The 12,429-nt window shown below is 36.5% G+C and carries 13 protein-coding genes and 5 tRNA genes; 3 read left to right on the plus strand and 15 right to left on the minus strand.

Translation table 11 applies throughout. The features are described from left to right. Positions 1–21 precede the first annotated feature (21 nt). From AC106K_RS20955 to AC106K_RS21015, 13 genes are all read right to left on the minus strand, one after another. Positions 22–1,227: a cupin domain-containing protein gene (locus tag AC106K_RS20955; RefSeq protein ID WP_482447391.1), complete on the minus strand. Its 1,206-nt coding sequence runs from the start codon at positions 1,225–1,227 to the stop codon at positions 22–24. A 284-nt stretch (positions 1,228–1,511) separates the two neighbouring features. After that, positions 1,512–1,856, minus strand: a complete 345-nt coding sequence (locus AC106K_RS20960; protein WP_482447392.1) for an NHLP leader peptide family RiPP precursor — start codon at positions 1,854–1,856, stop codon at positions 1,512–1,514. Positions 1,857–1,861: 5 nt separating this feature from the next. Further along, positions 1,862–2,215: an NHLP leader peptide family RiPP precursor gene (locus AC106K_RS20965; protein ID WP_482447394.1), complete on the minus strand. Its 354-nt coding sequence runs from the start codon at positions 2,213–2,215 to the stop codon at positions 1,862–1,864. A 19-nt stretch (positions 2,216–2,234) separates the two neighbouring features. Then, positions 2,235–2,588, minus strand: coding sequence for an NHLP leader peptide family RiPP precursor (locus AC106K_RS20970; protein WP_482447396.1), 354 nt, complete (start codon positions 2,586–2,588; stop codon positions 2,235–2,237). Positions 2,589–2,647: 59 nt separating this feature from the next. Next, positions 2,648–2,965, minus strand: coding sequence for an NHLP leader peptide family RiPP precursor (locus tag AC106K_RS20975; protein ID WP_482447397.1), 318 nt, complete (start codon positions 2,963–2,965; stop codon positions 2,648–2,650). 10 nt (positions 2,966–2,975) lie between these two features. After that, complete coding sequence (locus AC106K_RS20980) at positions 2,976–3,305, minus strand: NHLP leader peptide family RiPP precursor (protein ID WP_482447399.1); 330 nt, start codon at positions 3,303–3,305, stop codon at positions 2,976–2,978. 469 nt (positions 3,306–3,774) lie between these two features. Further along, complete coding sequence (locus tag AC106K_RS20985; protein WP_482447400.1) at positions 3,775–5,724, minus strand: adenylate/guanylate cyclase domain-containing protein; 1,950 nt, start codon at positions 5,722–5,724, stop codon at positions 3,775–3,777. Between the two features lie 141 nt (positions 5,725–5,865). Continuing rightward, positions 5,866–6,198 (minus strand): hypothetical protein, encoded by a 333-nt coding sequence (locus AC106K_RS20990; protein WP_047098012.1) that lies wholly within the window; start codon positions 6,196–6,198, stop codon positions 5,866–5,868. Positions 6,199–6,511: 313 nt separating this feature from the next. Next, a tRNA-Leu gene (locus AC106K_RS20995) sits at positions 6,512–6,595 on the minus strand. 80 nt (positions 6,596–6,675) lie between these two features. After that, positions 6,676–6,757: transfer RNA gene (locus AC106K_RS21000), tRNA-Leu, on the minus strand. 131 nt (positions 6,758–6,888) lie between these two features. Next, positions 6,889–6,972 (minus strand) — tRNA-Leu (locus AC106K_RS21005). Positions 6,973–6,978: 6 nt separating this feature from the next. Next, a tRNA-Gly gene (locus AC106K_RS21010) sits at positions 6,979–7,054 on the minus strand. Positions 7,055–7,058: 4 nt separating this feature from the next. Further along, positions 7,059–7,140: transfer RNA gene (locus tag AC106K_RS21015), tRNA-Leu, on the minus strand. Between the two features lie 179 nt (positions 7,141–7,319). Here AC106K_RS21015 and AC106K_RS21020 point away from each other — a divergent pair. The 3 genes from AC106K_RS21020 to AC106K_RS21030 are packed head-to-tail and all read left to right on the plus strand — an operon-like array spanning position 7,320 to position 9,278. Beyond that, positions 7,320–7,697: a DUF3127 domain-containing protein gene (locus tag AC106K_RS21020; RefSeq protein ID WP_047096443.1), complete on the plus strand. Its 378-nt coding sequence runs from the start codon at positions 7,320–7,322 to the stop codon at positions 7,695–7,697. Between the two features lie 59 nt (positions 7,698–7,756). Further along, entirely contained in the window at positions 7,757–8,410 is a 654-nt protein-coding gene (aat, locus tag AC106K_RS21025) for a leucyl/phenylalanyl-tRNA--protein transferase (RefSeq protein WP_482447401.1), read from the plus strand. Further along, positions 8,397–9,278 carry a DMT family transporter gene (locus AC106K_RS21030; RefSeq protein ID WP_482447402.1) on the plus strand — a complete coding sequence of 294 codons (882 nt, stop codon included), beginning with the start codon at positions 8,397–8,399 and terminating at the stop codon, positions 9,276–9,278. The genes aat and AC106K_RS21030 overlap by 14 nt, the downstream gene beginning before the upstream one ends. Positions 9,279–9,348: 70 nt before the next feature. On the opposite strand, the gene AC106K_RS21035 is transcribed toward AC106K_RS21030, so the two are convergent. After that, positions 9,349–10,731: a tetratricopeptide repeat protein gene (locus AC106K_RS21035; RefSeq protein ID WP_047095150.1), complete on the minus strand. Its 1,383-nt coding sequence runs from the start codon at positions 10,729–10,731 to the stop codon at positions 9,349–9,351. Between the two features lie 208 nt (positions 10,732–10,939). Then, complete coding sequence (locus AC106K_RS21040; RefSeq protein ID WP_482447403.1) at positions 10,940–11,911, minus strand: quinone oxidoreductase family protein; 972 nt, start codon at positions 11,909–11,911, stop codon at positions 10,940–10,942. Positions 11,912–12,429: the final 518 nt, after the last annotated feature.

The following is a 12,429-nucleotide window of genomic DNA, read 5'->3' on the forward strand; positions in this document are numbered from 1 at the left end:
ATTGAAATGGATATGAAGATATTATGAAATAATCTTAAGAAGTCCCCCTCTTATAAGGCGTTTTGCCAGTTTTATTTTATTATCCTCATTCACATATGGTATTTCTTTAACCGTAAATGAATCTTTTTGTTGAGAAATATATTCCAAAGTATCCGCAAGTTGTGATGGTCCTTTTATTGTATTCCCCTGGAACAGTATTCGTGCTCCGGTGGCATGATTAATAACCTTAGACTGTACCCCGTCTCTTATTGAAACAATAGTATCTAAGTCGACGTGATTTAGTTGATCAAGGCTTGAAAAATGTCCATCAGGTTTTGGTTGTTCCTGATTTCTAAATTCTTCTGATAAAAGGTCCTTTGCTCCTTTTACATTTTCTTTTTCAAAAATTGTCAGCAAAATATTCATTAAGCTTGCTTCCGCCTCAGAAGATAGCAATTCTTTTCCATTTGAATTCAAATATCCAATAGGAAGTGCTTGGCGAAGCTCTATATGTTTTTGGCTTAATTGAACCAATGCCTTTGAAATAAAATCAAGCCATTGTGTGGAATGTACACCAAAGGTAATATGCATAGATGATTGATCCGTAGTATAAGCTTCATGAGGAACACCTCTTGGCATATATAATAAATCTCCTGCTCTTAAAGTTATTTGTTTTGCTCCAGTCAGCTGCTCTCTTTGAAAAATAGGTTGGAAGCTATGCATTAGTGGAGTTTTATAATAAGTATCATCATATAAAATCCAATGTTTTTCTCCAGAAATCTGTAAAGCAAAAACATCATGGGTATCATAATGTGGTGATAATGCTTTTTCGTTTTCTGGAGTCAAATATAGATTGGCAACCACGTGATGCCCCATATATTGACGAACACTTTCCACTAATTTTTTGATAGGATCCCAAAACCTTTGAATTTCGTTTATCACTACCGTATGCCCATCTGCATAAGCCGCATATAATTGATTAAGATTTAAACTCCCATCTTGGTTTTCATAAACGGTTGGGCTCATTGGCTGTTGGCTTTTTACGACCCTTATATCCTTTCCTTTAGGGCGAGTATATGCTAACAAATAATCTAAATCTTTAACTGAAAATAATTCTGAATAAAAATCCGGATCATTTCTTTGGATATGTAATACTTGGTTCTCCCAATTATTAGCTTCAAAACTTTCAACACTAATAGGTTTTATTAGCTCTGAAAACAATTCTAATTCTATTAATTTATTAATCATGGCTATAAAATTAACTTCATCGTTTTATGTGTTAGTTTTTTTTCTGTAATAAAAAAACATAATGACAAACAAAACTCCAATAAATGCAGCTCCAGCTCTTAAATTATAATGCTCTTTTGGAATAAAAAAAATTGAACAATTAACAATAAGCATCCCTAATAATAAATATAAATTATACTGTTTCATGACTTAAAATTTAAACGTTTTTAAATATCCAAAAATAGTTTATTTAATTCATAATAAACCTGTTCAGAGTAATCTTTCTGAACAGGTTTTATATAAATTTACTTCTGATTGTATCCTATATATACACCTACTAAGAAAACAGCAACCCCTGCTACAGTTAACCCGATTTCTCCTCCAGAAACAATTTCAAGCTGTTCGTCAGTTAATTCCAAGTTATCAAACTCTAATTTTCTTGGTATATTTAAATATATAATATTCTTATCTGTTTGATCTTCCACTACAAACTTAGTGTTCTCTGGCACCTTATTTCCTGTGATAGACTCAATAGTCTCCGCTGGATTTTTCACCAATTGATCTTTAAAAGCAGCGCTTTCCCATGCTTTTTGCACAAGCGTGTTCATTAATTCTGCTCCTTGTTTTTGTTGTTCTTGTGTAATTTTCATAGTTTTTATTTTTGATGACCAAGTGCATATCCAACAGCAATACCAAATGCACCTATGGTTGCTAACGCGGCAGCTGTTGCAAGAACTTCCCCTCCAGCAACAACCTCAAGTTGTTCGTCAGTAAGCTCTAAGTTATCCAAATTTAATTTTCTTGGTATATTAAAATATATAATATTCTTGTCTGTTTGATCTTCCACTACATATTTAGTGTTCTCTGGTGCTTTGCTTCCTGTAACAGACTCAATAGCTGCCGCTGGATTTTTCACCAATTGATCTTTAAAAGCTGCACTTTCCCATGCTTTCCCAATCAGAGTCTTCATCAACTCTGCTCCCTGTTTTTGTTGTTCTTGTGTAATCATTGTATGCTATGCTTTTATATTAATGTGTAGAAATAACAAGGATATCTTTAATGATTGGTGGTGGCCATCCTAATCCTGATCCTGTTCCCATTCCGGAATCACCCCACTGACAACCTCCTGCTACAGCTTCCAGTTGCTCTTCGCTCAATTCAGCATCTACTTCTGGAGCAGCAGGGATGTTAATATAAACAGTAGAATCATCCATTTGATCTCTTACTACTAAAGTTTTCCCTTCAGGAAGTTGTATTTTCTTACCTGTTAAGTTTTCGATTGCCTGTAAAGGATTGGCAATTAATTCTTTTTTAAATTCAGCATCATCCCATGCTTTACGTACAACTTCTGCGTACAATTTTTGTTCTTGTGTAAATTCCATGTTATTAAAAATTTTATAATGTTAATAGTATTTTTTATATCGGATATTTTCTCTGGTCATTAGTATATAACAGGAACCAAAGGAATGAAGTAGCTTAAAACCTCTTTAATAGAAGCTCCACCCGCAACTACTTCTAGCTGCTCCTCACTTAGCTCTCCGTCCATTTGAGGTATCGCAGGAATATTGATATAAACAGTAGAATCATCAGTCTGATCTCTCACTACTAAGGTTTTCCCTTCTGGTAGGTTTATTTTTTTTCCTGTTAGTTTCTCAATAGCCCCTACAGGGTTTGCTACCAATTCTTTTTTAAATTCAGCGTCATCCCATGCTTTTCGCACGATTTCTGCGTATAATTTTTGTTCTTGTGTAAATTCCATTGCTTTATATTTATATTTTTATACAATCTCTTAATGCCGGGAACATTGACTCTGCTAAATCCTTCCACATCATCTGCCCTCCTCCTGCTATAGCTTCCAATTGCTCTTCTGTAAGTTCTATATTGTCAATTTCAGGCTCCGAAGGAATATTTACATATACTTTGGATTTGTCTGTTTGATCGACGATTACCAACTCTTTTCCTTCTGGTATGATCACTTCTACTCCGGTTAATCTTTCTATGGCCTCTACAGGATTTGTCAATAATTCTTTTCTAAATTCCGTATCCTCCCAAGCTTTAGAAATAACCGTTTGTATAATTTGTTCTTTTTTATCTTCCATAACACTTCTGTTTTGTATGATCTAAAGGTAAAATGCCTTTTCTGCATAGATTAGCCAATTTTTACTTCAAAACCGCCAATCTTATTTTTCCTTTTCCAACTACTATCTGCTATTCTGCTTTTAGTAATTTACATTTTCAATATGGTAAAGATAGATGGTGATTTTTATATAAAATGGCCAATTTTTACTTCAAAATTGCCAATCATCACTTTTTCTACTTTATATATTGTTTTTTCTGTTTTTGAGAATTTTGATTTTCAATAAAGTAAAGATATGAGGAGACTTTTATATAAATTGGCCAATTTCTACTTCAAAACTGTCAATCTGATTTTTCTTTCTCATCATCACTAATCTCTTCTGCTCTTGATTATTTTCATTTTCAATATGGTAAAGATAGAAGGTGGTTTTTATATAAAATGGCCAATTTTTACTTCAAAATTGCCAACAATAAAATTTCCTTTATTATTTTTTACAAAGTTGCTTCTACGAAATACATCTTAAGCTCTCCTTTTCCTTTCGCCTGGATATTTCCTCTGTATTCAAAGCTAAAGCAGCCTTCATCCTTGATAAGCTGATATAGAGACTCACTGATATTTACTTTCCCCACCATGCCGTTACTTTCTATCCTGCTTGCCGTATTTACAGTATCTCCCCAAACATCATACTGGAACTTTTTGACCCCGACAATCCCGGCAACAATAGGCCCGGCATGAATTCCTAAGCGCATTTCAAAAGCTGGTTTATCTGTTTCCTGATTTTCATTCTTCCTATTTGCCATAAACGCCTGCATTTCTAATCCGGCCAGAACAATATTTCTCAATGAATCCTGATCAGGTTTCGGAATTCCTCCGGCAGCCATATAAGAGTCACCTATTGTCTTTATTTTTTCTATTTTGTATTTTTCAGAAATCAGGTCAAAAGCTTTAAAACAAATATTAATCTCTTCCACCAGACTTTGTGGCGACATTCTTTCTGCGGTTTGAGTGAAAGATTTAAAATCGGTAAACAGAATAGATACCAAACTGAAATCCCGGGCATTAACGCTCCCTTTCTGCTTTAATTCTTCAGCAATTTCTTCTGGAAGGATATTGAGTAAAAGTTCTTCAGATCTGTCCTTTTCAATTTTTAAAGCTGCTCTGGATTTTCTGACAAAATTGAGCCTGTTCCATAAACCACCGGCGACCACAAGGATAAAACCAAGGGAAACAATAAAGATATTTCTCTGCTTTTCCTGTTTCTGTACCTCTTCCTTATGTTTTATCTGAATCGTATGTTCTCTCTTCACATAAGCGATACTATCCGTAAGCTGCTGCTTTTGAAACTCCATATTCATCATCCTGTTGGAAGTCTCTTTGGAATTCAGACTGTCTTCAAAAATATTTGATTTTTCGTAGTAAATAAGTGCATTCTTAGGGTCACCAAGCGCTTTATAAGACTGATACAGACAATCACAGGCATCTTTCTTTAAAGAGAGAGATCCTATTTTTTGCGCAATCGTCAAGCCTTCAGTACATTTTTTTACGGCTTCTTTGCTTTTTCCCTGCTCTGTATAAATATTACCTATTGAAATTTGAGAATCACCGATGTATTGCTGGCTATTCATCTCTTTTGCCAAAAGCAGTGTATTATTAAAATAGCCCAAAGCCTTAGGATAGTCTTTTTGTTCATAGAAAAGAGTTCCTAAATTATTCAGAACTTCTATTTTGATCTGTTTATCATTCTCTTCATTAGCGATTTGAAGCGCTTTGCTAAGATTGGTATTAGCGGTATCAAAATCTTTCATTTTCACCTGTATGGATCCTGTAGAATTCAGATTCTGAGCAATGGCTTTTACATCATTAAGCTTTACGTATACGCTATAGGCTTTCCTATAATACAGTAAAGCATTTTTATAATCTTCTAATTTAGAATATATCCCTCCAATATTTTGGGTCGTAATTGCAATCGTCTTGGGATCTTTGATCTCTTTTTGTATGTCTAATACCTTTTGATAGCAGCTAAGCGCTTTAGGCAGATTACCCAAATAGTAGTAAGTCCCGCCCATATTGTTCGTTACCGACGATATTCCTAACTTATAGCCTACTTTCCTGTATTCCGAGATACTTTTTTCAAAATAAGAAAGCGATTGGGTATAATCTCCCTGTAATGAATAAGAAATAGCCAGATAACTGTAGCAGTCTCCAGCTTTTTTAAAGTCTTTATGCTGATAATAGCCGGTAAGACTTTTGTTAAAATAGATCACAGACTCCGCAAAATTTCCGGACTCCTGTTGTTTTATACCAATATTTAAGAGACTGTCTGCACTGTTTTTAGTAACATAAGAAGAGCTCTCTTCCTTAGTATGGGTCTGAGAACGTATTTCAGTCTTATTTCCAATCAATAAAAAACATAAAAACAAAATATATTTATAATTCATCATAGCAGAAGTTCTTTATACTATTAGACAGCCACTCGCTTATTAACCTATCAGCAGACACCGTTTAAAGCCATATTCTTAAATAAAAAATCGCATATAATTCTTGAGATCAGGAACTATATACGATTCTGAAAATTTCACCATCTAGCCTTTACCAAAGATATCGTCACCAGAATTGACGGGTTTTATCAGGATGGGCGGGCTCTCACCTGTTCCTCCTGAAACAATATCCAGCTGATCTTCGCTAAGCTCCATGTCTTCCATATCAAGTTCTGCCGGAATATTTACAAAAATAGTGGAAGAGTCAGTTTGGTCGACAAATGCCAGATTCTTTCCTGTTGGTAATTTAATAGAATGTCCTAAAAAATCTTCCATGGTAGCCACCGGATTCCTGATCAGGCTGCTTTTGAACACAGGATCTTTCCATGCTTTTTTTACAACGGATTGTAAAACTTCTTGGTCATTGGTTAAATTCATAAGTTGTTTTTTATTGTTAAACGGTATCTAGCTTAATATGGCATGGTAAAATTATTTTGTTTTTGCGTGACAGAACTGACAAAAACCCTGACAAAAAAAGAATGATACTGATGAATCAATAAAAATGTGTATCCTATTTCAGGCTATTTAGACTCCTTACAATGCTGTAATCATTATGATAAAGATGATTGAGAAAAAGCCCTCAGAATTAAGGAGATTAAAGAGAAATATTGTATTAAAAAGTGATGTAGCTATATAGTATTTTTAATCTGAAAACAAAAAAGCCTTCTGTAATTGATTACAGAAGGCTTTGTACCCCGGGCGGGACTTGAACCCGCACACCAAAAGAGGTACAGGATTTTAAGTCCTGCGTGTCTACCAGTTCCACCACCAGGGCATGGTGTGGAGCGAAAAAAAAAGATTCGAACCAGGAGTTCCAACCTTCTTATAACGACTCTGAAGAGCCTTTTCGCATAGTGCGGATGAAGGGACTCGAACCCCCACGCCTCACGGCACCAGATCCTAAGTCTGGCGTGGCTACCAATTACACCACATCCGCTGGTTTTTGCTGATTTGTTTTTCACAAATTCAGCTATATTTCTTACAAATATAAGATTTTTATTTAATATTTAAAGATCACAGTCTCTATAAAAACAAAAAACCCTCCGTAAGATATTACAGAGGGTCTTGTACCCCGGGCGGGACTTGAACCCGCACGCCAAAAGAGGCACAGGATTTTAAGTCCTGCGTGTCTACCAGTTCCACCACCAGGGCATGGTGTGGAGCGAAAAACGGGATTCGAACCCGCGACCCCAACCTTGGCAAGGTTGTGCTCTACCAGCTGAGCTATTTTCGCATAGTGCGGATGAAGGGACTCGAACCCCCACGCCTCACGGCACCAGATCCTAAGTCTGGCGTGGCTACCAATTACACCACATCCGCTGGTTTTTTTATATTGTAAGTTTTAAAGAGCTTGCTTCGTTTTTGTGAGTGCAAATATAGGACATTTTCCTTTACCTCCAAACTTTTCCTGAAAAAAAATTAAAATTTCCACATTTTTTTTTCCCGGCACCTATTATTACATTTCATTTTCTTACTTTTACATCGTTAATATTTACGATATGGAATTACAAGGAACGGTAAAGAAACTTTTTGATGCTCAAACATTTGCGAGCGGGTTTCAAAAAAGAGAAATGGTTATTTTGACCCAGGAACAGTATCCACAGCCGATAAACATAGAATTTTTATCTGATAAGATCAGTTTGTTAGATAACCTTAAAGAAGGTGAAAACGTAAAGGTAGGAATCAACATCAGAGGTAGAGAATGGGTTTCTCCTCAAGGTGAGACAAAATATTTCAACTCTATTACAGGATGGAGAGTAGAGAAAGTATCTGACATGGCTTCTGAACCTACTCAGGCAATGCCTCAGCAGTCAGCTTCTCCAGTTTCTAACGAGAATCCGTTTGCCGGAGATGATGACGACGATTTACCTTTTTAATTAAAGAATAAAGATCTAATATAAATCCTGCTTTTTGAAGTGGGATTTTTTTTCTAAAAATGGTCCGATTAGACGAAAACGAGATCTCATTTCCCGACCCGGAAGTGTATGATGGTCATGAGGGTGTTATTGCTTTTGGCGGTGACCTGTCTATAGAGCGTATCTGGTTTGCCTACCAGCTGGGTATTTTTCCATGGTATAATCCTGGAGAAGAAATCCTGTGGTGGTGCCCGGATCCAAGATTTGTTTTGATTCCTGAAGAAATAAAAGTTTCAAAATCGATGCGAAAGATTCTGAACAGAAATGTTTTTACTTTTTCAGAGAACCGGAACTTCAGGGAAGTGATCAAAAACTGCCAGCAAACTGAGAGAAAAGGCCAGACAGGAACCTGGCTGTCTGATGAACTCATGAATACCTTTATCAGGCTTCATGAATATGGCCTCGCCAGAAGTATTGAAGTATGGCAGGATGATGAACTGGTCGGAGGCTTCTATGGTTTACAGATTGGCAATATTTTCTGCGGCGAAAGCATGTTTGCCAAAGTGAGCAATGCTTCCAAAGCTGGGTTTATTCACTTTGTTGAAAGCAACAAAAACAATCTTGAATTGATTGACTGCCAATCTCATACCGATCATCTCGAAAGCTTAGGCGCCAAAATGATTCCTAAAAGAGAGTTTTTAAAAATCTTACACGAAAATAATGAACGCAGATAAAGAGAAATGGGTTCTTATGGTGATCCTGAGTATTATTTGGGGGTCTTCATTTATTCTAATCAAAAAATCGCTGGAACATTTTAATCCGTTTCAGGTAGGATCTTTAAGGGTTCTTATTGCAGGAATTATTCTGCTTCCGATTGCCATTACCAATTATAAACTTTTCCCCAAAAAGCATCTGAAATGGTTAATTCTGGCTGCTTTTACAGGAAATTTTATTCCGATGTTTCTGTTTCCGATTGCAGAAACGGAGGTCAGCAGCAGTATTGCGGGAATCATCAACTCAATGATGCCTATTTTCGTCATTATTGTCGGCGCTCTGGTCTGGAAATTCGAAACCACCAAAAAACAGCTCATAGGAACCTTAATAAGCTTCACAGGAGTTTGTATTCTTGCATTCGGAGGGAGTGACAGCGGTGAATTTAAAATTATACCAATCCTTTTGCTCTTATTGGCAACCATATGCTATGCTTTGAGTACCACTACCGTAAAATCGAAGCTTATGGAAGTTTCTTCCACTGTTTTATCTGCTTTTGTCTTCTCTTTTGTATTATTTTTCCCTTCTATTATTGCATTGACGAGCACCGGGTTCTTCTCAGAATTCAGTTTTTCAAAGGATAATATGCTGGGACTCCTATTCGTGAGCCTTTTATCTATATTCGGAACCGGGCTGGCCATGATGATGAATTATCGTTTATTGAAAGTTTCGACTCCTCTTTTTGCTTCTACAGTGACTTTGGTAATGCCTATAGTGGCTATTATCTGGGGAATCATTGATGGTGAAAAGCTTACGTATATGCAGTTTTTAGGTGCGGGAATTATCATTGCCGGTCTTATCTTTTTAAGGGCACAACCCAAAAATAAATAGGAAAACGAAATTTTCATCCATAAAAAAAGCCTGCATTTCTGCAGACTTTCTATCTTATTGAAGAACTTTTCTAGCTCTTTTTCTTCACTTTACTCGCTTTCACTTTTTTCACTTCATCTTTGATGAACGGATATTTTTTCTGCATATCCTTTGCCAATGAAGGATCAAGATCTAATGCTTTCTGAAGTGCATCCATTCCTTTATCCTGGTCTTTCAGATTGAAAAAGCAATTGCTTAACTGATAAAACAGTTCTGCTCTGTGATGCTTTTTAATGGCCAGATTCAAAACGGTTACTGCTTCTTCATACTCTCCTACCAACATCAAGACTTCGGAATAGGCATACCAGTTGTAAAACCTTGAAGGTTCAGCATCCACCAGCTTTTTAAGACAGGAAAGGCTTTCTTCAAATTTCCCTGAATCAATAAACAGAAATGCCAGTCTTTTCTGATAGTCAAGATTGTTTTCATTCAGCTGGGTGGCTTCTTTGGCATAATGCAAAGCTTCAGACATCCCTCCCATTTCTTCATACAGATAGGATTGCTCCATCATGGCAAGATAAAACTGAGGGTCTTCTCTCAATGATTTCTGAAATGCATTCAAAGCCAGGATAGGCTGTTTCAATGCTTTATTGCACAACCCGATCTTATAAAAAGTAAATGCTTTGGTATATTCCAGCTCAAGCATTTCCTCATAGGTTTCTATCGCTTTCTGATATTGTCCCTGAGCTTCATAGCAAGCTGCTTTATTGGCATATACCCCTACTGAATTTGAATTGATCGCCAATAAATAGTCATATCCTTTTATGGCTTCATCATAATTCTTTCTGTTGAAGTAGAACTGTCCGTATTCAAACCAGGCGGTTTCCGAATAAGGGAATTCATCTAAATATTCATTAAGAAAGGCTATAGCCTCCTCACTCTTATTCAGATCACTGAAACACACCATACAGTTTTCCAGCGAATATTCATCTGCCGGATCTTCTTTCAGTGCCTTTCTGTAATGTTTAAGAGCGTTAAAAGGATCTCCGAGATTCACATATTCATCCGCAATAAAGTTGTGGAGAAAGTTTTCTTCTTCCTCTAATGTCAAAGCTTTTTTACAGATTTCAATGGATTTTCTGGGATTTCCTAGACTCGAATAATACTTGGCATAGCAAACCAAAAAGTCTGTATTCTCCATAGAAGAACCTTTCAGCTCATTGATAAGATCTTTCGCCGTATTATACTCTTCCCACTCCAAAAGAATTTCAAGTTTTTTAATCTTGATATCTAATGAATTAGGATGAAGCTTCAGCCCATAACTAACCGCCATATCGGCGTAATTAAAATCACCAAGCTCCAAATAATAAACAATAATATCTTCCAACTCCTCGGTATCGAAGTAGAATTCATCATTGTTTTCCATCATTTCTTCGAACTTCTTTACAAGTTCATTTCCAAAATACTCTTCCAATAGTGTCCTCTTTGTCGGCCCGATGTCTGAATTTACTTACAAACCTCGGCAAACTTATTAATTAATAATACATCTGAAACTGATATTCAAATATTTATGCAAAGTTGCAACTTTTTTTTGAATTTTCCATTTCATAAATTTCTATTATAAAAATAGTAAAAAAAGAAAACCGATAAAAGGATTGTGGATAAAAAAAGAAAAATTATGGTTAAATCCTTACCACCAGACGTTTTCCGCTTTGTATCCCGGCACTCCAGCCGGCTTCGATATTTTTAAGATCAATATCTTCTGTTTCTATTTTTATTTTTCCTTCTGTAGCGGCCTGAAACATTTCGGGAATGATTTCCGTAAACAGCAGAGCAGATTCTTCCTTGGTCCAGCTTCCCAATCCTGATCCTGAGATCTGAATATCTGTGCCTCTGAGAATCTGTGACGACAATTGAATGGTATCTCCACTCATTCCACCCACTGTGATCAGCTTTGTTCTATGGGAAAATGTTCCGTCTCCTTTGAAAGCTGACAGGATCATTTCTACAGAATGTCCCCATATATAATCCAGAACAATATCAATGGGAGTTCGGCTATGAATATCTCTGATTTTTTGTTTGAAATCTTCATCATTTGACTGTAGAGAAACAGCTTCATCTGCTCCCAGCTCCAGCAGGGTCTGAAGGGATTCTTCGTTTCTTCCGGTAACTATAATTTTTTGAGCACCATATATTTTGGCAATCTGAACAGCTATTCTTCCTGTAATTCCGGTTGCACCATTGATCAGAACGATGCTTCCAGGATGTATTCCTGCCTTAAACTTCAGGGCCATCGCAGATCCCATAACTGCATTGGGCAACGCTGCTGCTATAGAGAAATCCAGTGCTTCGGGAACAGGAACCATCATTTTTTTGTCTGCTACTGCTTTTTCAGCAACAGTTCCTTTTTTACTGAAAAAATAAACTTTACTTCCGTCTTCCAGATAACCTACTCCATCTGAACCGATAATGGTAGGCTGATGCGCCTCATTCTCAGTTGAGTAATGGCTTCCGCTGGCTCTGGCTCTGTCAAGATTCTTGATAGATGCTGCTTTTACGGTGACCAGAACTTCATTTTCCTGCGTGATTACAGGTTCTGTGAAATCTGCATATTGAGGATTGCTTCCTTTTTCAAATACGACTGCTGCTTTCATTGTTGTAAATTTTTATACAAAATTAATATGGGAGGTATCAGCCGGACGATAACATTTGTTATCAGTTTGTTTTTTAGAGAGGAAGCTGGAAGAGGGAGGCTGGAAGTTATTAAAGTTCATTAAATACAAACGAGTGTATAAAACGCTACGGTCGCAAGTTTACTGATTATATGTTTTATTTTTCGTTCGCAGAGGCACTTCGTTCAACTAAGAATGCGATCATTGCTGAGTGAAACGCCATTACGAGCCTTTTATAGTCATAAGCTTGAAAATTCTTTGCGTTCTTTTGCGTTAAAAACCCAATACAATTAATCTTGTTGTAATTATCTAATAAGAAGCGATGTGGAAGAGGGAGGCTGGAAGTTATTGAAGTTCATTAAATACAAACGAGAGTATAAAACGCTACGGTCGCAAGTTTACTGATTACTTGCTTTATTTTACGATCGCAGAGGCACTTCGTTCAGCTAAGAATGCGAGCATTGCTAAGTGAAACGCCTTTGCGAGCTTTTTATAATCAT

It is taken from the genome of Chryseobacterium sp. FR048 (assembly GCF_056844665.1).

Coding starts and splice junctions, on each gene's coding strand:
- AC106K_RS21020 (WP_047096443.1), top strand. CDS start 7,320: ATGGAATTACAAGGAACGGTAAAGAAACTTTTTGATGCTCAAACATTT.
- AC106K_RS20975 (WP_482447397.1), bottom strand. CDS start 2,965: ATGGAATTTACACAAGAACAAAAATTATACGCAGAAATCGTGCGAAAA.
- AC106K_RS20965 (WP_482447394.1), bottom strand. CDS start 2,215: ATGATTACACAAGAACAACAAAAACAGGGAGCAGAGTTGATGAAGACT.
- AC106K_RS20985 (WP_482447400.1), bottom strand. CDS start 5,724: ATGATGAATTATAAATATATTTTGTTTTTATGTTTTTTATTGATTGGA.
- AC106K_RS20990 (WP_047098012.1), bottom strand. CDS start 6,198: ATGAATTTAACCAATGACCAAGAAGTTTTACAATCCGTTGTAAAAAAA.
- AC106K_RS21030 (WP_482447402.1), top strand. CDS start 8,397: ATGAACGCAGATAAAGAGAAATGGGTTCTTATGGTGATCCTGAGTATT.
- AC106K_RS21040 (WP_482447403.1), bottom strand. CDS start 11,911: ATGAAAGCAGCAGTCGTATTTGAAAAAGGAAGCAATCCTCAATATGCA.
- AC106K_RS20960 (WP_482447392.1), bottom strand. CDS start 1,856: ATGAAAATTACACAAGAACAACAAAAACAAGGAGCAGAATTAATGAAC.
- aat (WP_482447401.1), top strand. CDS start 7,757: ATGGTCCGATTAGACGAAAACGAGATCTCATTTCCCGACCCGGAAGTG.
- AC106K_RS20970 (WP_482447396.1), bottom strand. CDS start 2,588: ATGGAATTTACACAAGAACAAAAATTGTACGCAGAAGTTGTACGTAAA.
- AC106K_RS20955 (WP_482447391.1), bottom strand. CDS start 1,227: ATGATTAATAAATTAATAGAATTAGAATTGTTTTCAGAGCTAATAAAA.
- AC106K_RS20980 (WP_482447399.1), bottom strand. CDS start 3,305: ATGGAAGATAAAAAAGAACAAATTATACAAACGGTTATTTCTAAAGCT.